Raw genomic sequence first — 25,976 nt, 5'->3', positions numbered from 1 at the left:
GGAGCGAGCTTGACGAGTTACCATGCTGTACCGCCATATCAGAGGGGAGCTCCATTACATAATGTTGATAAAAAAGGTTACCTGGCTTGAACTCTTTTATGACTTATTGTTCGTAGCCGCTGTCTCCAAGGCCACTCATGTTTTACTACATGTTGAACATGGTAGTATTTCTTTGGAGCATCTGGCAAAGTTTATTTTGATTTTTATTCCGATATGGTGGGCTTGGGTGGGACAAACTGTCTACAACAACCGTTTTGGTCAAGACAGTATGACGCATCGAATCTTTATGATCCTGCAATTGTTTTTCGTGTTAATTATGACCGCCAGCTTGAATATAGATTTTGACGCGTATTATGTATCTTTTTTTGTTGGCTATATTGGTTTAAGAGGCTTGACTGCCGTTCAATATTTACTTTCGGCACCCAAAGAAACGGCTCATAAACAGGAAACAGCTCGTTTTTTCGGTACCTATTTTTGGATCGGAATAGTCATCTCCAGTTTCTCCCTCTTTTTTGACTCTTGGGTTCGATATTTGATTTTATATGTCGGCATTGCTGTTGATATCCTCGTTCCTTTGATGGGTCGTAAAAAATTGGTGATCACACCTATCCATACGGAGCATCTATTAGAGCGCTTTGCACAGTTCACCTTAATCCTGCTTGGCGAATCGGTGATCAGTATGCTTTCTGTTTTACAATCTGATCATTTTACGGTCTCTTCCGTTGTATTTGCTGCCTTGGCTTTTGTATTAGTCATCGCAATCTGGTGGCAATATTTTGAGAATATGGAGAAGCACGTAGATAAATCAAAACAAACAGCAGGACAGACTATTATGTATGGTCATTTGTTTATTTATCTTTCACTTAGCATGCTAGCTGCTTCGATACAGCTCTTGTTTTTGGGACAAGTAGCCTATATCTTTGTACTTTGCTTTACCTTTGCTTCTGTACTTATTTACTTTTTGTCGGTTTTGCTGGTATTCCATCGCTACAGATTAAGTCATCTTAAACCAAGCCTTAGAGTCATTTTTTTCTTAACTGGAGTCCTCTGTGTCTTGTTTATCCTTAACATATTTATTGTTGTTCCCTCTCATCTCATCGTAGCTGAAATCATGCTGTTCTTTATCCTGTTCGCTAAAATGACAGTTCACGATATTAAAGGCTGAATAGGGCGAAAAACTGAACTTTGTCCCGCTCTCCTTTTCTTTCTTGGCAAAGTAGGAGTATAATAGCATAGATGTGTAAAGTATTGTATAGAGAAAAAGGAGTGACCATACGATGAGTAAAATCGTACCTGTCGGCGTTTCCGCACGCCATATTCACCTGACTCAAGAGCATATTGAAATTTTGTTTGGAGCAGGCTATCAACTGACTGAATTTAAACCATTGTCCCAATCAGGACAATTTGCCGCAAATGAAACGGTAGCCGTAATTGGTTCTAAGGGCCAATTTGATAAGGTTCGTATTTTGGGACCCGCTCGTCCGGCTTCCCAGCTTGAAATCTCTCGCACAGATTCCTTTGCTATTGGGGTAAAAGCGCCTGTACGCGAATCTGGCAGCATTGACGGAACACCAGGAATCACAGTAAAAGGACCAGTTGGAGAAGTGGAACTGCAAGAGGGCGTAATCGTAGCTGCCCGTCATATTCATTTCCATACGTCTGATGCAGCGAAATGGGACATTAAGGACAAGCAGTTGCTGAAAGTACGTGTCGGCGGCGAACGTGGTCTTGTATTCGAAAATGTTCTTGCGCGTGTGTCCGATTCTTTTGCTTTGGATATGCACATTGATACAGATGAAGCGAACGGAGCCGGTGTGAAAAACGGTGACAACGCTGAAATCGTAGACTAATATACGTATATAATGCCGAAAGGCCAAGGGTCCGATTCTTGCTAAAGAGTCGGGCTTTTTTACATACTAAGGATTCTCAAAATGTTCATATGTAAAAATATGGACATTAGATTCTCAGTGTACCCATTATGCGTTCACGGGGATATATGGCGATGGCTTATAAATCATGCTATAATTTAGTGTAATGCGTTTTTCAAAGGAGTTTTTACGGGCTTAAAAGAGATTTATCCATATGTAAAGATACAGTAAAAGCGTAATTGGCGTGAAATAGATGGTGTAAGGAGTGACCAAAGGAATGGCCAAGGAAACGAAAGATTACTCCAAATATTTTGATTTCTCGGATGCAAAGATCATTTCTCAGGATGAGCATAGCAAGAAGATCCGCATTCGCGGACGTGAAATCAATATTATGGCGGAGCCGAATCATAGAAAAGAAAAGCAACGCGGTAAAGAGGACGTACAGGTATTGTACGATAATGCAGTTCCGGATGAGCTGAAGCATATCGGTGAGGGAAAGCATTACATCGTGTACACATTCGGTTGCCAGATGAACGAGCATGATTCCGAAACGATTAAAGGATTGCTGGAGCAAATGGGTTATCAGGCGACAGAGGATCGTAAGGAAGCGGACATCATCTTGCTGAATACATGTGCGATCCGTGAAAACGCGGAGGACAAAGTATTTGGTGAGCTGGGTCACCTCAAGCATCTCAAGACAGAGAAGCCGGGTATGCTGCTCGGCGTATGTGGTTGCATGTCGCAGGAAGAGAGTGTCGTCAACCGGATTTTGCAAAAGCACGGTTTTGTCGACATGATTTTTGGTACCCATAATATCCACCGCCTGCCGCAGCTCGTCAAGGAAGCACTCTTCAGCAAAGAAATGGTGGTCGAGGTGTGGTCCAAGGAAGGCGACATTATCGAGAACCTGCCGAAGAAGCGTGAGGGTATGCGGGCTTGGGTGAACATTATGTACGGCTGCGATAAATTTTGCACCTATTGCATTGTTCCGTTCACACGCGGTAAGGAAAGAAGCCGTCGTCCCGAGGATGTTATTGCTGAGGTACGGGATTTGGCACGTCAGGGCTTTAAGGAAATTACCTTGCTCGGTCAGAATGTCAACGCCTATGGCAAGGATTTAAAGGATATGAATTACAGATTCGGGGATCTGATGGACGATATGCGTAAGATTAATATCCCGCGTGTACGTTTTACAACATCACATCCGCGTGATTTTGATGACCATTTGGTTGAAGTACTCGGTAAGGGCGGCAATTTGGTGGAGCATATCCATCTGCCTGTTCAATCCGGCAATACGGATATATTGAAGAAAATGAACCGAAAATATACACGTGAGCGCGTTCTGGAGCTGGCGGCGAAGATCAAAGCGGCTGTTCCGCATGCTTCGCTGACAACGGATATTATCGTAGGTTTTCCGGGCGAAACGGACGAACAGTTTGAAGATACCGTTTCTCTCGTGCGCGAGGTCGGTTATGACTTTGCCTACACCTTTATTTATTCGCCACGTGAAGGTACACCAGCCGCGTCCATGGAAGACAATGTCCCTATGTCGGTCAAAAAAGAGCGTCTCCAGCGTCTAAACAATGTGGTGAACGAAAACAGCCTCCGCTTTAACGGTAGACTGCGTGGCGAGGTGGTTGAGGTGCTGGTGGAAGGCGAGAGCAAAAATAACAGCGAGGTGCTTGCAGGCCGGACCCGTTCCAATAAGCTGGTGCATTTTGAAGGTTCCAAGGATCTGATCGGTACCTTTGTGCAGGTGAAAATTACGGAGCCTATGACCTTTTACATCAAGGGTGATTTGGTTCAAACTGCCGTGGCGGTCAACGGTTAACAAAATAGCACAGCAAGGTTTGCATGTGGATCAAATATGAATTGCATGTACGACTGTATAAGTGAGAAAAGGAGCGATGGACAGTGACAGAGGAGCGGTTGCAACAGTCAGAGCATCAACCGGCGGCGCGCCAGCATGATCATTTGGTCAATCGCGATATGATATTGGCGAAAGCACAAGAGTTGGCGGGTATTTTGGGCAACAGTGAGGAAGTGCAGGTATTTCGGAAAGCAGAGGATAAAATCCGCGATCATCAGCGCATCCAGCAACTGATTGCAGCAATGAAGAAAAAGCAAAAGGAAATTGTGGCTTTCGAATCCTTGAAGAATCAGACGATGATTGCCAAAATAGAGGCTGAGCTTCAGGAGCTTCAGGAAGAGCTTGACGGTATTCCGATTGTAACGGAGTTTCAGCAAAGCCAGGTAGAAATTAATGAGCTTCTGCAAATGGTTATCATGGCGATTCGTGATACGGTTGCCGAAAAGGTGAATGTGGAAGAGGGAAAAAGCACTTCCTCCTCCAATTGCAGTGACTAGAATAATGTATGGTGTGGAGGCTCAGCTTCCACGCCTTTTTTTCAGGAGCAACTTGTAATCATACGTACTGTACCAGACCTCAAGAGGAAATGGGGCATCATAGAAAGGATGAAAACAAGGGAATGGATATCTTACGTAGTTTGGTAGAAGGTGAAGTAAACACATTTTGGGAATATTTAGGATGTGAATTAATCGAAGCTGATGCAAATGAGGTTCATATCGCTTTACAGGCTGGACCGCAGCATACCAATGTGGTGGGAATTGTTCATGGGGGTGTGCTCACAACATTGATGGATCAGGCGATGGGAATGGTTAGTATGGTTTCACGCAATATGGAATTATGTGTGACGACGAATCTGAACGTTCATTTTCTGTCAGCGATGAAACAAGGGCGATTGGAGGTTAAGGCACGAATTCTCCATCAAGGGGGGCGTACCATAACGACTGAGGCGGAAGTAAAGGATAGTGAAGGAATACTCGGCTGCATGGCTACAGCGACATTCCGAGTCTTTCGTAAACAATCAGGTCAATTGGGTAATGCCTAACTCTTGACAAAACTTTTTATTATGTCATAATGAATTTATCAAAACGATATAATGTGGTGATGCCAATGGATAACGAACGTATAAACGAAGAGACGCAGAAAGCGTCGTATAACATTAAGAAATACCGCACCCCCGATGGTGCTCCGGCAGATATCGTCATGTTCACCTTAACCAAGCGGGAGCGCAAGACGGTGACAAAGACGTTGCCGATCCGTGAGTTGAAGGTAATGCTTATCAAGCGTCGTAGTTGGCCGTTTGCCGGACGTTGGGCGTTGCCTGGGGGCTTTTGTCAGGAAGATGAATCCATTTACGGAGCTGCCAAGCGCGAGCTGTTAGAGGAAACCGGCGTGGACGGCGGTCATCTGGAGTACCTAGGTGTGTATAGTGGACCTGGGCGTGATCCGCGCGGGTGGATTATATCGCATGCGTTTTTTGCACTGGTAGAGGAATGGATGCTGGAGCAGCGGCAAGCGGCGGATGATGCTTCCGAGGTTGGGCTGTTCACGATCCGTGAAGCGCTGGAGGAATTAGAGCTGGCGTTTGACCATCGGGACATTATTGTGGATGCCTACCGGAAGATTCAGTTGCAAATGCTCCAGACGACGATAGCCAAGCAGTTTTTGCCTCTGCATTTTACATTGGGCGAGCTGTATCAGGTCATTCAAAGTGTCGTACCGGATTTCGAAGAGCCGAACTTTATTCGCAAAATAACGTCGACTCGCAGCAGACAGGGAATATTGGAAGAGGTGCGGGACGAGAATGGCAAACTGCTCAGCTCCAACCAGTATTCACAGAGACCGGCACAGCTTTATCGTTTTAGTGACAGGGTGCCGCGATTGTCTATCTACACCTAATGTATTGTAGTAGGTCACGTAAAGAACGCACACTCCCCAACTTGAGGATGAAGGAGCTGACTGAACGATGAAGGCATTGATTGTTATTGATTACACGAATGATTTTGTGGACGGCAGTCTGCCTGTTGGACCACCGGCAATAGAGCTGGATGAACGGATGGCAGCCATTACGCAGGCGTATGTGGATCAAGGGGACTTTGTCGTAATGGCAGTGGACCTGCATGAAGAAAATGATCTTTATCACCCGGAAAGCAAGCTGTTTCCTCCACATAATATTCGTGGAACCGGGGGACGAGATTTGTATGGCAAGCTCCATAACCTTTATGCTGAACAGAGTGATTCCATCTATTGGATGGATAAAACACGATACAGCGCCTTCGCTGGCACGGATCTGGAACTCAAGTTGCGTGAACGTGGTATTACGGAAGTTCATTTGATCGATGTATGCACGGATATATGTGTACTGCATACGGCTGTAGACGCTTATAACAAAGGATTCGCGATTACGGTATACAAGGACGCTGTGGCGAGCTTTAATCAGACCGGACATGATTGGGCTTTGGGTCATTTTCAGGGCAGTCTAGGAGCCGTCGTATGGTCGGCTGAGGATACGATTTTACGCCAGAAGAAGTAAATTACTTAACGATTGTGCACCCATATCCGATAACAAAATGGAGTCGGATGTTGCTGAATCCGGATGGATGAGGCGGGTACATCGCTGCAAAACCGGGGACAGTCAGAGAGGATGATTATGATGCAGTCAACGAGCCTCGCATTACATACAGATAAATATCAAATTAATATGATGTACGCCCACTGGGTGAACGGAAGTCATCAGCGCAAAGCTGTGTTTGAGGCATATTTTCGCAAGCTGCCTTTTGGCAACGGATATGCGGTGTTCGCAGGTCTGGAACGCATTGTGAATTATATTGCAAATCTGCGCTTTACAGAAGAGGATATCCGTTACCTCTCAGAGCAAGAGGAGAAGTATGATCCCATGTTTCTGGAGGCATTACGCCAGTTTAGGTTTGGCGGAACCGTTCATTCGATGAAAGAAGGGGCGCTTGTTTTTCCGAATGAGCCTCTGGTACGCGTCGAAGGAACGATTATGGAAACACAACTGGTTGAGACAGCGTTGTTGAATTTTATGAACTACCAAACGCTGATTGCGACGAAGGCGTCGCGCATCAAGCAGGTTGCAAGCGGAGATACGCTGCTGGAATTTGGAACACGGCGGGCGCAGGAAGCAGATGCGGCGATTTGGGGAGCACGGGCAGCTTATGTAGCGGGCTTTGACGCGACATCTAATATGCTGGCAGGTGAGCATTTTGGTATTCCGACGAAGGGAACACATGCTCATTCATGGGTGCAGACCTTTATGAGCGAGCAGGAGGCTTTTGACGTGTATGCGAAGGTTTTACCGGATCAGGTCACACTGCTGGTGGATACCTTTGATACGCTGGAGAGCGGCGTTCCCCATGCGATTCGGACAGCGAAGATGCTGGAGAGTCAGGGTAAACGGATGAATTCGATCCGGCTGGATAGTGGTGACTTGGCTTATTTATCCATTCAGGCTCGGGAAATGCTGGATGCCGAAGGGCTGGATTACGTACAAATTGTAGCCTCCAATGATTTGGATGAAAATACAATTTTCAACTTAAAGGCCCAAGGCGCGCGTATCGATGTATGGGGTGTGGGGACACAGCTCATTACAGCTTCGGATCAACCTTCATTGGGCGGGGTTTACAAGCTGGTCGAACGAGAAGTAGAAGGCGAAATGCTGCCGACGATTAAAATTTCGGGCAATCCGGAAAAGGTATCCACACCGGGTAAGAAGGATGTATATCGTATTATAGATAAGAAGAAAGGGAGAGCTGTCGCCGATTATATTTCTTTTCCGGACGAAGACCGTCCGCGCAATGGAAAGCGGCTGAAACTCTTTAACCCGTTGCATCCGTACATGAAGAAGTATGTGGAAAATTACGAGGCAGTTCCGATGCTGGAGCCTATTTTCGTAAATGGGCAGAAAGTGTATGAACTTCCCGGGCTGGATGAAATTCGCGCATACCATACTTCCCAGCTGCAACTGTTCTGGCCGGAATATTTGCGGAAAATGAACCCGGAAATTTACCGTGTAAATCTCAGTGAAAAGGTATGGGGGCTGAAACAAAAGCTGATCGACAGCTATATGCAGCCAGAAGTGGAAGAAAAGGAATAGTTTTAAGAGGCATCCTGCAAATGATGGGGTGCCTCTTTGTGTTTCAGAGCGTAAGAGGAAAATCTGTGTGTTATTTGTAAATTTCCCTCATGACATGCCGCAGCTCAGGTATAATAATGCGCTCCATCGCCAAACGGACGGCTCCACGTGAGCCTGGCATAGAAAATACGGCTGTCCGGCCGACGGTGCCAGCTACAGCACGACTCAATATCGCTGCAGAACCAATATCCTCGGCAAAGCTTAAATAACGGAAGATTTCCCCGAATCCGGGCAGTTCCTTATACAGCAGAGAGGATACGGCTTCATACGTTGTATCACGCGGGGAAATACCGGTGCCGCCTGTCAGAAGAACAGCCTCAATGTCATCGCGTTCCGCGGCTTCGGATACCAGTTGCCGGATGCCATCATAGTCGTCTTTGACGATAACATATCGGACCACCTGATAGCCGTTCGTTTCCAACAGATCTACCAGTAGACGTCCTCCAGTATCTGTTTCCACGGTGCGGGTGTCGGAGACGGTTACAACCATGCAGCTAACCTGCTGTGGGGCCTCCCGCCGATGCTCCTCTACAGAAGATATATTCATTGCAATGCTCACTCCTCAATCTATAGTTAGACATACTCTTTTTACAATAGAGGAATGATTGTCGGTGTGCAAGTCAGGAGCGGACAATAGGGAGTTGTGTGATTTATCCCCTTGCACGGATGGGATGGAATATAGTACACTTCCTTACATAAGACGGGATTTTTTGTTTGGTCAAGTTGAAAGCGTGAACAACGGTTGATTAATCTCAATTGTCGGCGGGTAATAATACAGCAGGGTCAACAACAGGGAGGTAATGTATTATGAAACATTCATACCAACAATGCGTGGATGCTTGCCTGGAAAGTATGAACGCTTGCAACGTCTGTTACGTGGCGAGCTTGAAGGAATATGATTTGGCTATGCTGCGCGAGTGTATTCGAGTGAGCCGGGAATGTGCAGAAATATGCGGGTTTGCTGCTCAAATGTTGGAACGCGGAACGGAATTTGCCGAGCAAATTTGTGAGCTGTGTGCCAAAGCCTGTGAGGTATGTGCTGCTGAATGTGGTAAGCACGCCCATGCACATTGCAAGCAATGTGCAGAAGCCTGCCGCCGTTGTGTTCAGGCTTGCCGCCAAATGGTGGCTGTGTAATTACATGAAATCGAGTCAGCGCCTGAACAGAAAATAAAACATTGCTTTCTACAGGATAGGTTTGTATAATGATGGGAATTAACGTCTTGGAACGGGAGAGTAGCAGGGGAGCCATATCATTACAGCGAGCCGGAAAAGGTGGAAGCCGGTATGAGGCCCAACGTGAAGCGCACCCGGGAGACGGTTGTTCCAACACGGAGTTCCGTTAGTAGTTCAGCCCGGCAGACACCGTTATTTGTCATTAGAGTGAAATCGGCGATTATGCATAGTTCATTGCACAATCCGATTTACGAAGAGTGGTACCGCGGGGATATTGAAGTTCTCGTCTCTTGAATAATTCAAGAGGCGGGAGCTTTTTTTGTTAGATTCTAATGAAAAAAAGGAGAGAAGGCTATGCTGATGTCGATCGCTATTCAAGCTATTTCCGCTCATACAGGCTTGGAGGAAAAGGAGATTTCATCTTTATTGGAGGTACCGCCACAGCCAGAATGGGGAGATGTGGCGTTTCCCTGTTTTTTGCTGGCTAAAAAGTTTCGGAAGGCTCCGCAGCTAATTGCGTTGGAATTGGCGGAAGCAGTAAATCGTGAAGAAGGACTGACTGCTTCGGCATCAGGAGCCTATGTAAATATAACACTGGGGCGTTCCATTCATATTCCACTGATGCTGGCTGAATTGAGAAAACCCGAATTTTTCAAGCCAGATCTCGGACACGGACAGCGGGTAGTGATTGATATGTCTTCGCCCAATATTGCCAAACCGTTTGGTATCGGCCATCTTCGTTCTACTGTCATCGGTGCTGCACTGTACCGCATTCTCGGGGAAACGGGGTATGTTCCGGTTAGTGTGAATCATTTGGGGGATTGGGGAACACAGTTTGGTAAGCAAATTGCGGCTTATAAAAGATGGGGAAATGAAGAGCAGCTACAGCAGGATCCGATTGGAGAGTCACTTAAGCTGTACGTGCGTTTTCATGAGGAAGCCGAGCATGACCCGTCTTTGGAGGACGAAGGTCGTGAATGGTTCCGTCGTCTGGAGCATGGAGATAGCGAGGCTAAGCGGCTATGGGAGTTTTTTGTTGAAGTCAGCCTGCGAGAATTTGATCGCATGTACCAGCGTCTGAACATTACATTCGACCATGTACTGGGAGAGAGCTTTTACAATGATAAAATGCAGGCGGTTGTTGCCCAATTAAGGACGAAAGGTTTGCTGGAAGAAAGTGAAGGTGCGCTTGTGGTGCGTTTGGAGGATGAAGGACTGCCGCCTTGTCTGATTTTGAAAAAGGATGGGACTACCATCTACCCGACACGTGATTTGGCTACGGCGATCTATCGTCATGAGGTTATGAAAGTTGATCGGTTGCTGTACGTGGTAGGTGGAGAGCAGCAGTTGCATTTCCGGCAGGTGTTTGCGGTACTAAAGCGTGCAGGGGAGACGTGGGCGGAGCAGTGTGAGCACGTGCCGTTTGGTCTGATGCGCTTTGCAGGTAAAAAAATGTCCACAAGACGCGGCAAGGTCGTGAAGCTGGAAGAGGTACTGGATGAAGCGGTAGCCCGCGCTCTATCTATCATCACTCAGAAGAATCCCGCTTTACAGGATCAACAGGAAATAGCCGAGGACGTCGGCATCGGGGCGATCATTTTTGGCGACTTAAAAAATAACCGCCTGAACGAAGTGGATTTCTCACTGGAAGACGCGTTAACCTTTGAAGGTGAGACAGGTCCTTATGTACAATACACACATGCACGTATACGCAGTCTTTTGGAAAAAGCTCATGCTGGCACTGATACGTTGGCTGGTTCTAGTATAGATGTTCCCGCGGGGGAACGTCATGCACCTGATTCAACGTATACATCAGATGAAATGCTGGGGGATGCAGGCTGGGCGCTGCTTAAGCAACTGGTTCGTTATCAGGGACAACTGGAACGTGCGGCTCGGCAACTGGAACCTTCGGTTATCGCGAGGTTTGCGCTGGATACGGCGCAGGCGTTCAACCGCTTTTACGTCAAGGAACGGATTGTCGAGGGTGGGCCGTGGCGCATTCAGTTGGCTGAACAAACGGCTGATATTTTGGCACATACGCTGCAACTTCTTGGTCTGAAAGCACCCTATCGGATGTAGCCAAATGGCCTGAGGAAGAGTGCCCGCAAAGTGGGTATCTTTAAAATGTAGCCTAGGAAGAGAGCAGAAAAGAGTTAAACGGGTTACACTAACTGTAAGTATCGTAAGCTTTTTTTACAATCAATTTTTGAGTATCTGAAACATTTGTTGATAGTATTGCGTCGATAAGTATAGAAGAAACATAGTAAATATGGAGGTGCATCTCATGAAAAAAAACAAAAGCGTGACAGCAGCTTTGCTGGTGATCTGTTCGTTGGCAGTGGCTACGTCAGCTTCTGCATTTCGTGATATAAAAGGAACAGAGCAGGAGAAGATTGTAAGTTCGCTTCAGAACAAAGGTATTATTCAGGGCATCACGAAGGATAAGTTTGCGCCTGATCAATCACTTACGTATGCACAAGGGGTGCATATGGTTGTTAATGCGATGGATCTTCAAGTTATGCCGGATTTCACGACGGGTTCCTTCGCAAATATTCCGTCTTCGGCATGGTATGCCAAGTCTTACCGGATTGCGGCTCAACACCAAATTCCTTTATCACCGGATATTGATCCAAGCACTCAGATGACAAGAGAACAATTCGCGAATATACTGTACAAAGCGGTTAGTGCAACCGGAGAATATCCAACAGTCCGCATGTACATTAATGTTGCGGATGGCAAGAAGCTGGACCAAGATTCAAGCGAAGCGGTTCAGTTCCTGTTGTTGACCAAAATTGCTAAATTAGATGAAAAGAGCAACTTTAATCCGGAACGTAAAGTAACCCGAATGGAGGCAGCAGAGATGGTCTATAATGCATCCGAATTTGTGCAAAATCATAAACCGATTGAATCCACTCCAGAAAATCCGGCTGAGCCTTCAGATCCGGGCCAGCAAAATGGTATCAGTATGAGTGTAGAGAAGGTGAATGACCAGCAGAACAAGGTAACATTAACCCGTTTGCAGGCACCCAATCCCGGTTACGGCATTGAAGTGGATCATATCGACTACGTAGATGACGCCAATGCAGTGATTTACTACAAGCTGACAAGCCCAAAGCCGGGGGAAATGAATATCCAGGTCATTACGGATACCCACACCAGTACACTGGTGGACAGCAAGTATAAAGTTACGATTAAGGCGGTAGAGGGAACCGTTTTTCCTCCTACAGGATCAGGCACCTCGGTAGCCCAATAATAGTTGTAGCCTACACACGAAGCATGTGTTTAGAAAAAAGTAAAACAGCAAGCCTCCATTGTATGTATCCGGAGACTTGCTGTTTTTTTATGCATGCTTTGTGTGCTTACTTTATGCGCTTCCTCCAGCCAAGCCGGGTCCGTTTTGACCTGTGCCCGGTTTCTGCAAGGAGCTGGTACCTGCTCGGGTATCGGCTTTTCCAGAAGTGGCAGCTCCTGCTGCTACAGCAGTTTTCTCTGCAAGTAAAGCTTCTTGTTCCGACGATGCACTAGAGGATGGATTTGTATCTGTTCCCGCCGTTCCTGACTGGAGCTGATACATCTGGAAGTAACGACCGCCCTGAGCCATGAGTTCGTCATGGTTACCGCGTTCGACAATCTCGCCCCGATGCAGCACCAGAATTTGGTCCGCACTGCGGATGGTCGACAGACGGTGAGCAATGATGAAGGTAGTACGCCCTTTCTTGAGCACCTCCAGCGCAGATTGGATAAGCGCCTCGGTTTCGGTATCAATATTGGCGGTAGCTTCATCGAGAATCAGAATCGCCGGATCAAAGGCCAACGCACGGGCGAAGGAAATGAGCTGACGCTGCCCGGCTGATAAAGTACTTCCTTTTTCGATCACTGGCTCGTCAAAGCCTTGCGGCAAGTGGGCCAGCAGTTTGTCAGCCCCGACATCACACAGTGCTTTGTTCACCTGTTCTCTGGTAATCCGGCTGTCTCCCAGACTGACATTGGAGGCTACTGTACCTGTAAACAAATATGGATCTTGAAGAACGATACCCATATGATGGCGTAGCCACTGCTTTGGAATGTCCTTGACAGAGGTTCCGTCAATGGTGATCGTTCCTTTTTGCGGATCATAAAACCGGAACAGCAGGTTAATAATCGAGCTTTTGCCTGATCCGGTATGTCCGACGAGAGCAACCGTTTGGCCGGGATGTGCAGTAAAGGAAATATGCTTAAGGACAGCATCCTTTTTGTAGGCAAAGGTTACGTCGTCGAACTCCACCAGACCTTTGTAACGCGGCATCGTGCCGTCTGTTACCAGTTCTCCGGTTTCATCCATCAGTTCAAATACCCGTCCCGAGGATACGATTGAAGCATCCAGCACCGCAAGCTGGTTGACCATACCAGTCATCGGTTGGAACAGTCGTCCCAGTACATCGACGAAGGCGTATAGTACGCCTAGTGATACAGCACTGCCTGTCGTGCCAAGCGCCTCTGCTCCGAAATACCACAACACGACGGCAAAGGCAAGATTTCTCAGCACATTGACCAGATTGTGTGAAGTGAAGGCGTTCAAATTCAGCATTTTATTCTGGTGCTTCATATAATCATCGTTCAGTTCTTCAAACTCATGTTGCGTTTGTTTCTGGTGCCGGAACACGCGAATAATGGACATACCTTGAATAGATTCATTGATAATCGCATTAATCTCACTGAGCCGGGACCGAATGATCGTATTAAAGCGGGTGGCGACCTTGCGGTACAGCACAATCCACAAGATCAGCAGCGGTACAATGAACAGAGAGATCAGACCCAGTCTGAAGTCCAGCAAAAAGAGTGCGACATATACCCCGGCCATCGTCACAATACCTGAAGTGAAGTTCGACAGTACGGCCACGAATAAATCTTTTACCGCTTCTGTGTCATTCGTAACACGGGATACGACCTTACCTGCGGGCAGATTGTCAAAAAAGTAAACTGGCAACCGTTGAATGTGTGCGTAGAGGTCAAGCCGAAGCTTTTGAATGACCTTGTTGGCCGAGGATTGCAGCCAGTACGTTTTGCCAAATTCGGCAAAGATCGAAATGACCAGAAAGAAGCAATACCAGCCAATCAGTTGAAAGATACCGGGCATTTCCGGCTTGTAAAAGCTATACAGCTCATCGGCTGTCAAAGCCTTGGCATCATAGCGAAAGGTGTCGGAGCCGCGTGTCACCGTCAGCGTGCCGTTCGCAAAGGAGCGGTTACCGTCAGCCACCTGCACCGTACCATCAATAAATACGAAGGATTTGTCGACTTGTAAAATCCTCGCTTCACGCCCTTTGGGCTCCCCGGCCTCAAAGCGGTCTTCACGCTTAAAATGGGTTCCGGCATAACCTACAGTGCCGTCCACACTAGTTGTCTCGTAAAATGGTTTTTCAATAGCGAGCATATGGTCGTCGATCATCGTTTTAGCGATGAAGGGTCCGGCCAGCTCGGCGGCTACCCCGATAGTCAATGCGATGAGTGCCGCGATAAAGCCAGCTTTGCTCGTCAGGGCATACTGGAATAGCCTTTTGCCGATATTGGATTTCATTAGGAAACCTCCCCTGAGGTCAGAACAGATTCCACTTGCTGCCGTTCATACTGTTGACGGTACCATCCGTCCGTCTGAAGCAACTCGTTGTGGGTTCCTTCCTCAATAATGCGTCCTTGCTCCAGCACGACGATCCGGTCTGCATGTTCTACAGCCGAGAGACGGTGAGTGGAGATCAGAGTTGTTTTACCCGAGCGTTTACGCCGGATATTATCAATAATACGTGCTTCTGTTCGAGCATCAACCGCGGACAGTGCATCGTCTAGCACCAGAATATCCGGATCGCCGATAAAGGCGCGTGCCAGCGAAACACGTTGCTTCTGCCCGCCGGACAGGGCTATGCCTTTTTCTCCGACGAGTGTGTCCAGTCCATCGGACAGGGTGCCTAAATCCTGATCGAAAGCTGCGGTACGGATCGCTTCCATGATATCGTCATCATCTGCACACGGTTTACCGAACTGAATGTTCTCACGCACTGATTTGGAGAACAGAATTTGCTCCTGTGGCACGTAGCCGATCCAGCTGTGCAGTTGTTCAACAGCAATGTCCTCCAGCCGAGTGCCAGAGATTAAAATGTCACCGCTACCCGTCGGGTATTCATGTAGTAGCTGTTTGAGCAGGGTGGACTTCCCGCTGCCCGTTCGGCCGACGACACCCAGCGTTTCCCCTCGTTTCAGCTCCAAATTCACATGTAACAGATTGTCAACAGATGAGGTTGGATAACGGAAGGTAACATCTTTCATCGTAATGGACTCGGGGTGGTTAATCGTTACAGGCTGAGCTGCATCTTGTACGTCCGGCTCCACATGGAGAGTTTCGTTCACCCGATCGAGGGAAGCGCTACCGCGCTGCATAATGTTGATCAGTTCGCCGATGGCAAACATCGGCCAAATCATCATCCCCAGATACATGTTAAAGGATACCAGTTCACCCAGCGTGATATCGTTATGAAATACCAGATAAATACCATAGCCGAGCCCGATAACATAGCTAAGTCCTACGCATAAGCGGATCGTCGGTTCGAAGAGAGCATCCATTCGGGCGACCGCCAGATTTTTGCGAAATACGTCATCGGTAATATCGGCGAACCGTTTTTCATCCATCCGTTCCTGTACATAGGCGCGAATAACCCGGATACCTGCCACGGATTCCAGCACCTGGTCGTTCATATCGCCAAATGCATCCTGTGCCAGCGTGTAACGCTCGTGAACGGCTTTGCCGTAAATGCTCATTGCCAGTGCGATAAAAGGAAGGGGCAGAACCGCCGCCAGTGTCAGCTTCCAGCTAATCAGGGTACCCATGGCGACTAGCACGACGCTCAGGTAAACTGTGGAGTCAGTTAGCGTCAGCATGCCAAAGCCCGCAGTACTTGCCACGGAGCGAAGGTCGTTCGTAGCACGAGCCATCAGGTCACCAGTACGATTGCGTTCAAAAAATGGAGGTGTCATCCGCAGCAGATGGTTCATAAAGCGTGTGCGCAACAGGCGCTCCACCAGATTGGCACCCCCAAACAGCTTGTGCATCCATATGTACGTAATGTAGTAGATGACGGCAAGAATGCCTAAAATATAAAAAATATAATGCCAGAGCGAGGACCATGAAATTGAACCGCGTACGATCTCATCAATAGCGCTACCTAGCAGCCGAGGCGGAGCAAGCTCCAGCACGCCAACGGCGATCAGCAAAAACAGCCCAATCGAGTACCGGCTTCGTTCTCTTTTAAAAAACCAGCTTAAATTTTTGAGTACCGAAAACAAGAGGAATCCCATCCTTTCATGAAAAGCTCATGCGAGAGTTGTTGTACCATTTTGAATAAACAATAAGGCTTGCTACCACTAGCTTCAATCCGGTAACAGGCGCAAAAAAGGCATACCGTCCGCAGACGATATGCCTTAAATCTCAATATCATATGGCGCGCAGGTATTTTCAGCACACTCACCACTGAAAAACTGCTCAAACGCAGGCAGCCACTCGTATTAAACCATACAACGTGAATGGCCCAATTCCGAAGGATGCGTCAGGGGAGATGCTCCGGTATGAAGTTGTTGTGTTTGTAGAGTTGGGTAAAAGGCGAGATGAATGTTTAGCACCGGTAACACTCCTTTCTTCTTCGAATTGGATTCATTCTGAACATGAGTAATCGTTCAATTTGGTAATTAATTTCAAAATGGATCTCGTATGGTTGAATCTTAACACCGTCTTTTGCGAATTGTCAAACCTTTTTCAAAAAAATGTATATCGCTCGCTGGAGATTTTCACTTGAGTAAGGGGCGGTTGGTGGTCATTCTAAATCATGCTATGATATAGTTAACAGGATGTAATTGTACAAGGAGATGAGCTAACGCATGAGCATACAGGTAACTGAACCAGCGGCACAGTGGTACATCAAGGAGCTTGGTCTGAACCGTGGAGATACGATCCGTTTTTTTGCCCGCTATAGTTCCGGCGGTGGGTTACATCCGGGCTTTTCTCTGGGAATTGCCGTAGAGCCTCCGCAGCACCCCGTATTACAACATGAAGCGGCTGGCATTACGTTTTATATGGAGGATCAGGATTACTGGTATTTGAAGGGGCATCATCTGGAAGTGAAGTATCTGGAGGAACATGACGACATTATTTACACGTATGCCGAGGAAGAGCAGTCTTAAAGCTCTAACGTTAGAAATAGCGTGCAGGTTAACTGTTTGGGGGCATGAAAAAGCGGCGGAGTATCGCGATACAGGGGATTAACCTGCGTGTGATACTCCGCCGTTTTGTTGTCCTTGGGGCGCGTGTGCTGCATGTTAAGGGTTGTTGAGCATCGGACCATCCACCGCAAAATCAAAATCATCAATGTCGTACACATGTACAGGAACGGAAGCTTCAATAATGCGATGAATCCAGTCCAGTTGATCTGTCAAAATGGGTAATTCTTCACGCTGGGCTGTTAGCACCAGTTCGGTCTCGATTGGGTCAAAATATTCTCCGTAATGCGCAGTATCGACGGCATTAATGACGATCAGTGTGGTGTTAGCGTCGAACAGGATGGGCAAGCTTTTGGCCCAGGGCATCTGAAGCGCGCGCCGGATTTTTTTCTGATTCAAAGGTTCCTCAAAATAGCTGATCAGTTCGCTTACCTTTCGCTTCACATGCTGATCGTCCGCAGGATTATCCATGAGCGGTTCCGTGCTATCCTGAAATTCGTATAGCTCCAGCAACGATGTGTAAGGCACTATATATTCCACAGGGGCGGGAGTTGTAAGCAGTTGGCCATATATGGCAACCATTACAGCTTCCGTTACAAATTGTCGGGACATCGGTCAAGCCTCCTGCATTTACCAAATTATGCGATAAGAGTATAACACAAAGCGGGACTGAATTCAGCCCTTCATGCAGATTGCTCGGGTTCATCCGTTTTTTACGTTGACTGCCTTTTTCAATTATGTCTGCCGCTGGTCAAATACGTTTTTTTATGGATGGCATCTGCCAGCGGCCAGACAAAGGATACGCGGGGAAGCCTAAGTTCGTCCAATTAACAGCGACAGCAGCCCAGCGGCGATGAGCGGTCCTACAGGAACGCCTTTGAAGAAGGCGACACCAATCACGGTTCCGATAAGCAAACCCGTCACAATGATGGGCTGCCCGGACATCAGGGTTACTCCGCGGCCGCCAAGGTAGGCTACCAGGATGCCAATGGCAATAGCGAGCAGCGACTTCCAGTGAAGGAAGGACTCCATCACCTGGCTAATGCTGATTTTACCGCTGGCCAGTGGGGTCATCACACCAATGGTTAGAATGATGATCCCGATCGTCAATCCATACTTTTCAAGCCAGGAGAAAGCAGTATGAAAATGGGTTACCCGAAGTAGCAGTAGTACGACCATGGCAATGGTGACGGTGGAGTTGCCGCTGACAATTCCAAGACCAGCCAGTACCAGCAGGATGAGTGAACTGTAATCCATATATGTGTTCTCCTTAGTTCATTTAGCTTTGAATATGTTCAGCGATTTGGCGACCGTGCCAGCGGCCTGTTTCAATGAACACCTCATTGGCATTGCTGCCAGAAGCGATGACACCCGCCACATATATACCGGGTATATTGGTCTCCATCGTGGAAGGATCATATTCCGGTTTGTCCAGACCCTCAGCCATGTGGACACCTACAGACTCCAGCAGCTTCCGTTCCGGGTGAAACCCGGTCAGTGCCAGTACAAAATCATTTTCGAGCCGGAAAGCTGCTGCCTCCAACGGGGTGACCACTACATAATCCGGATGAATCTCAGTGATGCGGGCGCCCAGATGGAGCGTAATTTTTCCTTTTTGCACCATACTATCGAACAGTGGGCGAACCCACGGCTTAATGTATTCAGACAGTTCGGTTCGGCGATACACCATGTCAATGGTAGCCCCCACACGTACGAGTTCCATCGCTGCATCCACCGCAGAATTGCTGCCGCCGATGATTGCGACCCGCGTGCCGGTATAGGGATGGGCTTCACTGAAATAATGAGTAACTTTATCTAATTGTTCCCCGGGAATGCCCAAATAGTTCGGATGATCAAAATATCCTGTAGCCACGACGACATAGCGTGACGAATACGTTTTGGCTATTCCCTGCTTGCTCACCGTATGTACAGTAAATGTAGCATCATCCTGTCGTGTGATTGTTTTTGCTTCCTCGTAATGACAGACGTCCAGGTTATAATGTGTCGCCACCTTGCGGTAATACGCCAGTGCTTCATGACGGTAAGGCTTGTCATTAGGCGTACTGAACGGAACATCGCCAATTTCCAGCAGTTCAGCCGTGCTGAAAAACTGCATGTTCGTCGGGTACAGAAAAATAGAGTGAACAATGTTACTTTTTTCGATAATGACGGTTTGCAAGCCTCTGCGGCTGCATTCGATTGCAGCGGACAGCCCGCAAGGCCCGCCTCCGATAATGACTACGTCGTGCATCTCGATGAACCTCCTGTTATATTGGTCTGTTGCGCCTGTTTTGCAGTAGTATGGTAGACGTTTCAAAGCGCTAATTTATAAAAAATTTGAAAGGCGAAACAATTGAATATATGCAATCTCTGCACAAAAGTCAAGTAATATCATCCTACCGCAATGCGTACACAATATCCAGCCGTTTTCAGAAAGAAGTAAAAGAATGCTACAATTGACAACTATTTTTAACAATCATATAATTAGATATATATCTATTTTTATGTGTGGAATTTAATTTTTCACGCAAAGTATACGGAGAGTAGTTAGTGATGAAAAGAGGCGTTAACGATGCAACTGGATAAAATGGTCAACTATCATAAAGCGCTTGCTGATCCTACGCGTATGCGTATATTACTGCTCTTGTCACGTGGAGAGATGCATGGTCAGGCGTTGGCGGAAAAACTGAATTTATCCCAACCGACTGTCACGCATCATGCTTCCAAGCTTCGTGAAGCGGGGTTAATCAAGGAGCGGCGTGATAAGAATACGGTATATTTCACACTGAATCCTGAACTGATCAGGCAGCATGCCGAAGCGACAGTGCGGTTTATTTTTGAAAAAGGAGAGGGGGAGGAAGAAATGTCAGAGGTTAATGAAACGCTGGAAGCGACAGTCTTGCGCAATTTTTTTTCCAAGGACGGCAAGCTGCGTCAAATTCCCTCGCAATACAAGAAAAAGCTGATCGTGCTTCAAATGCTGGCAGAAAAGCTGGAGCCGGGCCGCGTGTATCCTGAACGTGAGCTAAACGAGTGGATTAAGCAGTATCATGAGGATTTTGCGACAATTCGGCGTGAGCTGATTATGCATCAATTTATGTACAGGGAACGTGAAATGTATGAATTGAATCCACGTGAGATGTGGACGCGTTGGGATCAAGTGCGCTAAAAGAAACTTGAAAAGATTTTAAAAAAAGGTTTGCGGCAGACTTGACAGACGAATTGTGGACTTGTATGATTAAGGAAATTTTAGGAGGAGGCGATGTTATATGCGTACGAACATGAATGGATCGGTTCAGCAGCAGTATGACGTTGTCTCCCGCACGGATGATGCATAGTTGAAGACTATATGAAATAAGTATAGTTTTTACATGGCATTCGGTTGAGCAGTAGAACCGATGAAATCCGCAGGGAGTGATTCCCTGCGGATTTTTTTATGATTAGGGTCTTGGGATAGCCTCGGCCTGAATCATACACCCTCCGCAGGGGTTTCCCTGCGGATTTTTTGCGTTGTTTGCTCGCGGGAGAGAACATTTATAAACACCGAATAGCACGAAAATAAAAAAACATCAACTTTAAACATCAGCAATAAACGATGATTCACAGGAGGAAAACAATGAGTATACATGAATACGGCTGGTCTGATTACTGGAACGGCTTTTGGGATCAATGGAAACAAAGCTTTGAAGAACGAGCAGAAAATACACAGGTACGCCCTGCCCGTCTGATTGCCGATTATGGTCAAAAAGTAAAGCTTATGACTATGGATGGAGAACGCTGGGGAGCTGCTTCCGGCAAGCTGAGACATGCTATTGTCGATCCGGCAGAAATGCCGGCTGTGGGGGATTGGGTGGCTGTCACCGTGCCAGATGGAACCTCGGATGCAGTCATTCATGCCGTGCTGCCACGTAAAAGTCGGATATCCCGGCAGGCTGCGGGCTTTGAGACGAAGGAGCAGCTGATTGCGACAAATGTAGATACGCTCTTTCTCGTCAATGCACTGAATCACGATTTTAATGTGCGCAGGCTGGAACGGTATCTAATTATGGCGTGGAACAGTGGGGTCGATCCGGTCGTTGTGTTGAGCAAAAGCGATCTTTGTTTCGATGTGGAAGAGCGGGTGGCCGAAGCGGAGGGGGTTGCCCCCGGTGTGCCTGTCATCGTTATTTCCGCTTTGCAGAATGAAGGGAGAGAGCAGTTGGAGGCGTTTCTTCAACCCGGACGCACAGTAGCCTTAACAGGCTCATCCGGCAGCGGCAAATCAACGATTGTGAACTGGCTGTCCGGGGCCGAAGTTCAGCTTACACAGGATGTGAGGGAAGAGGACAGTCGAGGGCGTCATACGACCACCCACCGACAGTTGTTCCCCATATTGAAGCAAGCCGTTCTGCTGGATACGCCGGGAATGCGTGAACTGAATCTGTGGGATGATTCCACCGGGGTCGCGAATACCTTCGCGGATATTACTGAAATGGCACAAAATTGCCGTTTTGCAGACTGCAAGCATCAGGGAGAAGCGGGATGTGCGGTAGAGGAGGCTGTGCAGCGTGGTGAGCTATCTGAATCCAGAGTGAACAACTATCGCAAAATGCAGCGGGAGCTGGAGTATCAGGCACGTAAAGAAGCAGATCGGCGGAAAAAGGATCAACGTTCAAGCACAAATCAGGGCCGAGGCGGTAATCGAAGTGGCTGGAGACGTGATGTGGAGTGGTGAGATGAAGAAAGGTTATTTGTAAAAATCACAAGAGAATCTGCGGTGTGGTCGGCATATCCTGTAGAGGGGTGAGTATATGCCGAATTATAGTATTGTAGTGAGTTTGTCGGATCGTCGTCTGTATTTAAAAGATGGAGATCAGACCGTACTTAGTTATCCGGTCGGTATTGGTAAAATTGCTACACAGACGCCATACGGACAATTTACCATCATCAATAAACAGCCCAATCCCGGCGGCCCCTTCGGAGCGTTCTGGATGGGGCTGTCCAAGCCGCATTATGGAATCCACGGCACTAATGCGCCTTGGTCCATTGGCAAGCTGGTGTCGCATGGTTGCATACGTATGCAAAACAAGGATGTGCTGGAGCTTCAGGAAAAGGTTAGCATCGGCACGCCGGTCACCATACAGCCTTAGTGACCGACAAGTTACAATACTCTGCAATCCATGCTGTCCAATTATGATTTGGGTTGAATAGGGATACGGGCTTCAATCCGTTTGGAGCCCTCTTTGTCGTCTGCGGATTTAACTAGCGTGCCGGAAAGATGCTCTCCGCTTGCTCCGTATACTCGTTTCGAATTCGCCCATATGTCTTCGTTAGGCTCGAAGCTTATAGCCATGGTGTAACGATTAGCCAGGCTCGGTTTTTTGACCCTCATGCTGAAAGAGCCGTCAGGCATGACTTTGGTTTGATCATCATAGCCAAACTGCCAGCGTCCCGGGAAATCAATAGTGAGCTTGACATCTGATCCTTCCAGCAAATTACTGCGCGCATATACATGATAATAGTTGCCTTCCTGCTTCATATCCGGCTTGATCCACACTTTGGGGCTACCGTAATCCTTTGGTTTGTTCCAGACAGGCTTAACCAGCGGGGTGCTTTGTTCCTGCTCAGGATCAAACTCCGCGCCAATTCGGACTTCTTGCCGAAGCTGTTCCTTTTCTTCGTATTGATATACATAGGGCCCTTCCAATTTCTCACCACCGCTGCCGTAAAGATTGCGTATCGGGTCGTCTTGGTCAGCCGGACGGAACAAAACCGTCAGATCCATGCTGCCCTGTATGCCTGGCCGTTGCACACGAAGTACAAAGCTTCCGTCCTTTTGAACAGTTGCTTCGTCTGTGTATCCGGTGAGCAGGGAGTTCTTGACCGCGAGATTACCCTTAATCCGCGCTCCGGCGGGGAGGTTGGAGCGCCCTGTGACCTTTACGGTTTTTCTGTCTATATTTACGTCGCCTGATATTTCGACATAACTGCTGCCTTGTTGGTGTACAGGGGTGCGATTGGCAGCTCGTTCATCTAGAGAGGACGTATTCTGGTTTGGGTTGCCGGTAACAGTGTAGGCGCGGGCCTCAGCCTCATGTTGGGCCATACTGCGGGTAGAGGCTTTTTCCCTGCTACATGCAGACAGAATTGTCAGCAACAACAAAGTGTATAAAAATATCCAGCCTATTTTAGCCAATCTGTGCTTTTCCATAGTTTCTGCTCGCTCCTTGTTCATAGCTTCCAGATTTAAAGCGGTCAATCCTTTGAAACTTTATGTATTTACCCTTTTTAAAGGTTATGTAATCCTTCCTGTCTTTTCCAACAGGGTGCCTACGTGTTTAAACTACAAGCAGAATGGTTAAAAATGGATAGTCTGATCATCCCCTTGGAAAGCAGGGGCAGCATGTTGTAAAGGAGCCTGAGTCATATGTCCATTGACCGTTTTATCCTGAAAAAGCTGGACAACTGCCGGGAAGAGCATACACGCGCTAATTTACTGGAACTGTTTAGAATACGAATTGAGAAGGCGCAGAAGTTGGAACGAGGCGGCAAAAAAGGTTATCGCAAAAGAATACTATAAGCAGATTGCTATAAAATGATAGGTTCGGCTAGTTACATGTATCATGTTTCAAAGCCGCTGATACGGAGAGAGTGCTTAGTCACTCTCTCTTTTTTGCTATGATTTCGGAACAAAAAAAGTCCCTCTTAGTAGAGGGACAGTGCCAATGAATCATTTTCACTAACGCTATGCAGGATGGCTTCACAACCGACAATTTCTATACTGATCAAAGAGTTAAGACATTTTTGAAGGGCACGCTTGCCTCTGGAGATTTTGTTCTCCAAAGTGTTGCTTAGAAGTTTTAATGTTTTTTGTACAGGTTGTTTGTTTTCTTGGTTGAAGTATACGGGAATACGTTTGTTTTGAAATGTAATTAATGTTCTCACAAAAATCACCTCGCTTGAGTTATTTCATGACTTTATTGTAGAGCCCGTTTCTTAAAATTACCTTAAAAACACCTTATAAAAACATAAAGGTCTGAAAAATTTACAAAGTGTTCACAATACTCTGGTAAACAATCGAATTTGGTTTAACCCATCGACAAAATGACGTATATGCGAATTCTACAAAACTCTGAAAATATAGTTTATTGATTCATATGACTCTTTTAAGATATAAAAATACAACTAAAGTCATGATTTTATAGTGCGAGTGGGTAGTTTGTAACAAATTGACAGTCTAATAGGCGGATGCTACAGTTACGATAGCCATATTTTTATAGAAAATAGGCTGTTTGTGTGAGCTTTACTGTATATATTAAGGATCGGGAGGGATGACAGATGATCCTGACCGTGCTTTCGGGACGACAGGAAACAGAGTGGTTTGACATCGAGGTGGCTGATGAATACTCGGTAGATCATTTGAAGCTGATGCTGGGTGTGCGTATTTTTGGTGAGCCTCCGGCGGAAGGAATGCAATATATTATGGAAGCAAAATTCCCGGAGGGGCTTTGGTTCAGGGTGGAGGACGACCAGCTGTTGATAGGAGCGGGTCTGCGGGAAGGCTGTACGGTGCGTATTCAGCGCGCTTTTTCGACAACCCAGGACGAAGCTCCTGTATATGGACGGCGCTCGCTGTTTCAAAGTGAAAAAAATGGGTAAATACACACATGAAATTATATGAAACCTTGGTAAAATGAAATAGTAAGCGAAAAGGGGGACTTTTGTCTTGAATGTATTATACCAGCGCTCCCCGAGATTAAGACCGGCGCTCCGAGAGGAGAAGCTGGAGATTTTACGGCCTCCGGCTGAGCCGAGCAAGCCGTCTTTTTCCATTATATCTATACTTATTCCGTTAATGATGACGTTGGTAACGATTGGTTTTTACGTATATATGAGCAAAACAGGCAAGATGGGCAACAGTAACTACCTGATGTTCCAGATGGTTACTGTGGTCATGATGCTTACATCCTATACCATTCCTTTTTTCGTGTATTTGAACAATAAGAAGGAATACAAGCGCAAGCTGGAGGAACGTGACCGGATGTATCGGGAACAGCTCCAGAAGCATCGGGAAGAGCTCGAATTGAAACGCGAAGAGCAAATTCGCACGCTATATGAAATTCACGGTGACCCGCAAATCTGCGCTCAAATCGTCAAAAACCGTAACAGCTCTCTCTGGGAGCGTTCGCCGGAGGATGAGGATTTTTTGCAAGTGCGTATTGGAACCGGACAAGTTCCGTTTCATATCAAGCTGCAAATCCCACGCCCGGACGGCTATGACCGAGACCCGTTGCTGGGAGCTGCGGATGAATTGGGGGAAGAGTTTCGTCTGGTGGATGCTGCTTCCATTGCCTTGCCGCTGTTTCAATCCAAGGTGGTTGGACTGGTTGGAGAGCGAGAGCATACTCTTGCAGCATTAAGAGTGATTCTGGCACAGGTGACTGTCCGTCACTCGCCGGATGAAGTGAAAATCGCTTCCTTTTATGATGAGCGTGAGGAAAGTGAATGGAATTGGATGCGTTGGCTTCCGCATGTGTGGGACGATGACAGAACCGGGCGGATGATGTCAGATCGCAGCAGTAGCGCCCATCAATTGGCGGACTTTCTGTTTGCCAGATTGAACCGCCGTAAAAACAACCGCAACGAACGTCATGGAAAAGGGATGGAGGTCCCGTGTTAGTCGTCGTGT

Annotated in this window: 25 protein-coding genes, 1 pseudogene and 1 other annotated feature; of the genes and pseudogenes, 18 read left to right on the top strand and 8 right to left on the bottom strand. The window is 47.2% G+C overall.

Annotation, left to right across the window (positions count from 1 at the left end):
- Positions 1–61 precede the first annotated feature (61 nt).
- From QD47_RS03455 to QD47_RS03420, 8 genes are all read left to right on the top strand, one after another.
- Entirely contained in the window at positions 62–1,165 is a 1,104-nt protein-coding gene (locus QD47_RS03455; protein WP_044644812.1) for a low temperature requirement protein A, read from the top strand.
- Between the two features lie 112 nt (positions 1,166–1,277).
- On the top strand, positions 1,278–1,850 hold the full coding sequence (gene pduL, locus QD47_RS03450; RefSeq protein ID WP_044644811.1) for a phosphate propanoyltransferase: 573 nt from the start codon (positions 1,278–1,280) through the stop codon (positions 1,848–1,850).
- A gap of 295 nt (positions 1,851–2,145) precedes the next feature.
- Positions 2,146–3,699 carry a tRNA (N6-isopentenyl adenosine(37)-C2)-methylthiotransferase MiaB gene (gene miaB, locus QD47_RS03445; protein WP_044644810.1) on the top strand — a complete coding sequence of 518 codons (1,554 nt, stop codon included), beginning with the start codon at positions 2,146–2,148 and terminating at the stop codon, positions 3,697–3,699.
- An 83-nt stretch (positions 3,700–3,782) separates the two neighbouring features.
- The gene (locus QD47_RS03440; protein WP_044644809.1) at positions 3,783–4,235 is read left to right on the top strand and encodes a YlbF/YmcA family competence regulator; all 453 of its coding nucleotides are present in this window, start codon (positions 3,783–3,785) and stop codon (positions 4,233–4,235) included.
- Positions 4,236–4,357: 122 nt separating this feature from the next.
- Positions 4,358–4,780 (top strand): PaaI family thioesterase, encoded by a 423-nt coding sequence (locus tag QD47_RS03435; RefSeq protein ID WP_044644932.1) that lies wholly within the window; start codon positions 4,358–4,360, stop codon positions 4,778–4,780.
- Between the two features lie 65 nt (positions 4,781–4,845).
- Complete coding sequence (locus QD47_RS03430; RefSeq protein ID WP_152643760.1) at positions 4,846–5,634, top strand: NUDIX domain-containing protein; 789 nt, start codon at positions 4,846–4,848, stop codon at positions 5,632–5,634.
- Positions 5,635–5,701: 67 nt separating this feature from the next.
- Positions 5,702–6,268 (top strand): cysteine hydrolase family protein, encoded by a 567-nt coding sequence (locus QD47_RS03425; RefSeq protein ID WP_044644807.1) that lies wholly within the window; start codon positions 5,702–5,704, stop codon positions 6,266–6,268.
- A gap of 120 nt (positions 6,269–6,388) precedes the next feature.
- The gene (locus QD47_RS03420) at positions 6,389–7,852 is read left to right on the top strand and encodes a nicotinate phosphoribosyltransferase (protein ID WP_044644931.1); all 1,464 of its coding nucleotides are present in this window, start codon (positions 6,389–6,391) and stop codon (positions 7,850–7,852) included.
- Between the two features lie 70 nt (positions 7,853–7,922).
- Here QD47_RS03420 and QD47_RS03415 read toward each other — a convergent pair whose 3' ends face one another.
- On the bottom strand, positions 7,923–8,438 hold the full coding sequence (locus QD47_RS03415; RefSeq protein ID WP_044644806.1) for a MogA/MoaB family molybdenum cofactor biosynthesis protein: 516 nt from the start codon (positions 8,436–8,438) through the stop codon (positions 7,923–7,925).
- 260 nt (positions 8,439–8,698) lie between these two features.
- Here QD47_RS03415 and QD47_RS03410 point away from each other — a divergent pair, with 260 nt between their 5' ends.
- The 3 genes from QD47_RS03410 (at position 8,699) to QD47_RS03400 (ending at position 12,320) form a co-directional block, all read left to right on the top strand.
- Complete coding sequence (locus QD47_RS03410) at positions 8,699–9,028, top strand: four-helix bundle copper-binding protein (RefSeq protein WP_044644805.1); 330 nt, start codon at positions 8,699–8,701, stop codon at positions 9,026–9,028.
- Between the two features lie 78 nt (positions 9,029–9,106).
- Positions 9,107–9,361, top strand: a binding site (T-box leader).
- Between the two features lie 60 nt (positions 9,362–9,421).
- Positions 9,422–11,146 carry an arginine--tRNA ligase gene (gene argS / locus QD47_RS03405; RefSeq protein ID WP_044644804.1) on the top strand — a complete coding sequence of 575 codons (1,725 nt, stop codon included), beginning with the start codon at positions 9,422–9,424 and terminating at the stop codon, positions 11,144–11,146.
- Between the two features lie 205 nt (positions 11,147–11,351).
- Positions 11,352–12,320, top strand: coding sequence for an S-layer homology domain-containing protein (locus tag QD47_RS03400; protein ID WP_044644803.1), 969 nt, complete (start codon positions 11,352–11,354; stop codon positions 12,318–12,320).
- Positions 12,321–12,431: 111 nt separating this feature from the next.
- On the opposite strand, the gene QD47_RS03395 is transcribed toward QD47_RS03400, so the two are convergent.
- Both QD47_RS03395 and QD47_RS03390 read right to left on the bottom strand, forming a co-directional pair.
- Positions 12,432–14,624, bottom strand: coding sequence for an ABC transporter ATP-binding protein (locus QD47_RS03395; RefSeq protein WP_044644802.1), 2,193 nt, complete (start codon positions 14,622–14,624; stop codon positions 12,432–12,434).
- Positions 14,624–16,381 (bottom strand): ABC transporter ATP-binding protein, encoded by a 1,758-nt coding sequence (locus tag QD47_RS03390; RefSeq protein WP_044644801.1) that lies wholly within the window; start codon positions 16,379–16,381, stop codon positions 14,624–14,626. The genes QD47_RS03395 and QD47_RS03390 overlap by 1 nt, the downstream gene beginning before the upstream one ends.
- A gap of 588 nt (positions 16,382–16,969) precedes the next feature.
- Here QD47_RS03390 and QD47_RS03385 point away from each other — a divergent pair.
- Positions 16,970–17,272: a HesB/YadR/YfhF family protein gene (locus tag QD47_RS03385; protein WP_014281172.1), complete on the top strand. Its 303-nt coding sequence runs from the start codon at positions 16,970–16,972 to the stop codon at positions 17,270–17,272.
- A 135-nt stretch (positions 17,273–17,407) separates the two neighbouring features.
- Here the strand turns inward: QD47_RS03385 and QD47_RS03380 are convergent, their stop codons facing one another.
- The 3 genes from QD47_RS03380 to QD47_RS03370 form a co-directional block, all read right to left on the bottom strand.
- Positions 17,408–17,920 carry a hypothetical protein gene (locus tag QD47_RS03380; RefSeq protein ID WP_044644800.1) on the bottom strand — a complete coding sequence of 171 codons (513 nt, stop codon included), beginning with the start codon at positions 17,918–17,920 and terminating at the stop codon, positions 17,408–17,410.
- Positions 17,921–18,121: 201 nt separating this feature from the next.
- Positions 18,122–18,565 carry a DUF441 domain-containing protein gene (locus QD47_RS03375; protein ID WP_044644799.1) on the bottom strand — a complete coding sequence of 148 codons (444 nt, stop codon included), beginning with the start codon at positions 18,563–18,565 and terminating at the stop codon, positions 18,122–18,124.
- Positions 18,566–18,587: 22 nt separating this feature from the next.
- The gene (locus QD47_RS03370; RefSeq protein ID WP_044644798.1) at positions 18,588–19,559 is read right to left on the bottom strand and encodes a YpdA family putative bacillithiol disulfide reductase; all 972 of its coding nucleotides are present in this window, start codon (positions 19,557–19,559) and stop codon (positions 18,588–18,590) included.
- 321 nt (positions 19,560–19,880) lie between these two features.
- On the opposite strand from QD47_RS03370, the gene QD47_RS03365 reads away from it, so the two are divergent.
- From QD47_RS03365 to QD47_RS03355, 3 genes are all read left to right on the top strand, one after another.
- The gene (locus QD47_RS03365) at positions 19,881–20,477 is read left to right on the top strand and encodes a DUF2087 domain-containing protein (protein ID WP_044644797.1); all 597 of its coding nucleotides are present in this window, start codon (positions 19,881–19,883) and stop codon (positions 20,475–20,477) included.
- 447 nt (positions 20,478–20,924) lie between these two features.
- The gene (rsgA, locus tag QD47_RS03360) at positions 20,925–22,022 is read left to right on the top strand and encodes a ribosome small subunit-dependent GTPase A (RefSeq protein ID WP_044644796.1); all 1,098 of its coding nucleotides are present in this window, start codon (positions 20,925–20,927) and stop codon (positions 22,020–22,022) included.
- Between the two features lie 76 nt (positions 22,023–22,098).
- Complete coding sequence (locus QD47_RS03355) at positions 22,099–22,437, top strand: L,D-transpeptidase (RefSeq protein WP_044644795.1); 339 nt, start codon at positions 22,099–22,101, stop codon at positions 22,435–22,437.
- Between the two features lie 41 nt (positions 22,438–22,478).
- On the opposite strand, the gene QD47_RS03350 is transcribed toward QD47_RS03355, so the two are convergent.
- A complete protein-coding gene (locus QD47_RS03350; RefSeq protein ID WP_235332174.1) occupies positions 22,479–23,498 on the bottom strand; it encodes a flagellar motor protein MotB in 1,020 nt (339 codons plus the stop codon).
- A 216-nt stretch (positions 23,499–23,714) separates the two neighbouring features.
- On the opposite strand from QD47_RS03350, the gene QD47_RS32395 reads away from it, so the two are divergent.
- Complete coding sequence (locus tag QD47_RS32395) at positions 23,715–23,867, top strand: hypothetical protein (protein WP_200893384.1); 153 nt, start codon at positions 23,715–23,717, stop codon at positions 23,865–23,867.
- Between the two features lie 125 nt (positions 23,868–23,992).
- Here QD47_RS32395 and QD47_RS32915 read toward each other — a convergent pair whose 3' ends face one another.
- The gene (locus tag QD47_RS32915; protein ID WP_081473730.1) at positions 23,993–24,232 is read right to left on the bottom strand and encodes a hypothetical protein; all 240 of its coding nucleotides are present in this window, start codon (positions 24,230–24,232) and stop codon (positions 23,993–23,995) included.
- A 393-nt stretch (positions 24,233–24,625) separates the two neighbouring features.
- On the opposite strand from QD47_RS32915, the gene QD47_RS03345 reads away from it, so the two are divergent.
- Together QD47_RS03345 and QD47_RS03340 are read left to right on the top strand one after the other, a co-directional pair.
- On the top strand, positions 24,626–24,946 hold the full coding sequence (locus QD47_RS03345) for a hypothetical protein (RefSeq protein ID WP_044644794.1): 321 nt from the start codon (positions 24,626–24,628) through the stop codon (positions 24,944–24,946).
- 67 nt (positions 24,947–25,013) lie between these two features.
- Positions 25,014–25,964, top strand: a pseudogene (locus tag QD47_RS03340) (type VII secretion protein EssC); the annotation flags it as partial.
- Positions 25,965–25,976 lie beyond the last annotated feature (12 nt).

It is taken from the genome of Paenibacillus terrae, from assembly GCF_000943545.1.
Lineage (GTDB): Bacteria > Bacillota > Bacilli > Paenibacillales > Paenibacillaceae > Paenibacillus > Paenibacillus terrae_A.
The sequence above is the reverse complement of the archived record's forward strand: the minus strand, read 5'-3'. Positions and strand labels throughout refer to the sequence as shown.

What these genes read in the sequence shown, in the direction of transcription:
- QD47_RS03455 (WP_044644812.1), top strand. Translation starts at nt 62, where the DNA reads ATGTTGATAAAAAAGGTTACCTGGCTTGAACTCTTTTATGACTTATTG.
- pduL (WP_044644811.1), top strand. Translation starts at nt 1,278, where the DNA reads ATGAGTAAAATCGTACCTGTCGGCGTTTCCGCACGCCATATTCACCTG.
- miaB (WP_044644810.1), top strand. Translation starts at nt 2,146, where the DNA reads ATGGCCAAGGAAACGAAAGATTACTCCAAATATTTTGATTTCTCGGAT.
- QD47_RS03435 (WP_044644932.1), top strand. Translation starts at nt 4,358, where the DNA reads ATGGATATCTTACGTAGTTTGGTAGAAGGTGAAGTAAACACATTTTGG.
- QD47_RS03430 (WP_152643760.1), top strand. Translation starts at nt 4,846, where the DNA reads ATGGATAACGAACGTATAAACGAAGAGACGCAGAAAGCGTCGTATAAC.
- QD47_RS03425 (WP_044644807.1), top strand. Translation starts at nt 5,702, where the DNA reads ATGAAGGCATTGATTGTTATTGATTACACGAATGATTTTGTGGACGGC.
- QD47_RS03420 (WP_044644931.1), top strand. Translation starts at nt 6,389, where the DNA reads ATGCAGTCAACGAGCCTCGCATTACATACAGATAAATATCAAATTAAT.
- QD47_RS03415 (WP_044644806.1), bottom strand. Translation starts at nt 8,438, where the DNA reads ATGAATATATCTTCTGTAGAGGAGCATCGGCGGGAGGCCCCACAGCAG.
- QD47_RS03410 (WP_044644805.1), top strand. Translation starts at nt 8,699, where the DNA reads ATGAAACATTCATACCAACAATGCGTGGATGCTTGCCTGGAAAGTATG.
- argS (WP_044644804.1), top strand. Translation starts at nt 9,422, where the DNA reads ATGCTGATGTCGATCGCTATTCAAGCTATTTCCGCTCATACAGGCTTG.
- QD47_RS03400 (WP_044644803.1), top strand. Translation starts at nt 11,352, where the DNA reads ATGAAAAAAAACAAAAGCGTGACAGCAGCTTTGCTGGTGATCTGTTCG.
- QD47_RS03395 (WP_044644802.1), bottom strand. Translation starts at nt 14,624, where the DNA reads ATGAAATCCAATATCGGCAAAAGGCTATTCCAGTATGCCCTGACGAGC.
- QD47_RS03385 (WP_014281172.1), top strand. Translation starts at nt 16,970, where the DNA reads ATGAGCATACAGGTAACTGAACCAGCGGCACAGTGGTACATCAAGGAG.
- QD47_RS03380 (WP_044644800.1), bottom strand. Translation starts at nt 17,920, where the DNA reads ATGTCCCGACAATTTGTAACGGAAGCTGTAATGGTTGCCATATATGGC.
- QD47_RS03375 (WP_044644799.1), bottom strand. Translation starts at nt 18,565, where the DNA reads ATGGATTACAGTTCACTCATCCTGCTGGTACTGGCTGGTCTTGGAATT.
- QD47_RS03370 (WP_044644798.1), bottom strand. Translation starts at nt 19,559, where the DNA reads ATGCACGACGTAGTCATTATCGGAGGCGGGCCTTGCGGGCTGTCCGCT.
- QD47_RS03365 (WP_044644797.1), top strand. Translation starts at nt 19,881, where the DNA reads ATGCAACTGGATAAAATGGTCAACTATCATAAAGCGCTTGCTGATCCT.
- rsgA (WP_044644796.1), top strand. Translation starts at nt 20,925, where the DNA reads ATGAGTATACATGAATACGGCTGGTCTGATTACTGGAACGGCTTTTGG.
- QD47_RS03355 (WP_044644795.1), top strand. Translation starts at nt 22,099, where the DNA reads ATGCCGAATTATAGTATTGTAGTGAGTTTGTCGGATCGTCGTCTGTAT.
- QD47_RS03350 (WP_235332174.1), bottom strand. Translation starts at nt 23,498, where the DNA reads ATGGAAAAGCACAGATTGGCTAAAATAGGCTGGATATTTTTATACACT.
- QD47_RS32395 (WP_200893384.1), top strand. Translation starts at nt 23,715, where the DNA reads ATGTCCATTGACCGTTTTATCCTGAAAAAGCTGGACAACTGCCGGGAA.
- QD47_RS03345 (WP_044644794.1), top strand. Translation starts at nt 24,626, where the DNA reads ATGATCCTGACCGTGCTTTCGGGACGACAGGAAACAGAGTGGTTTGAC.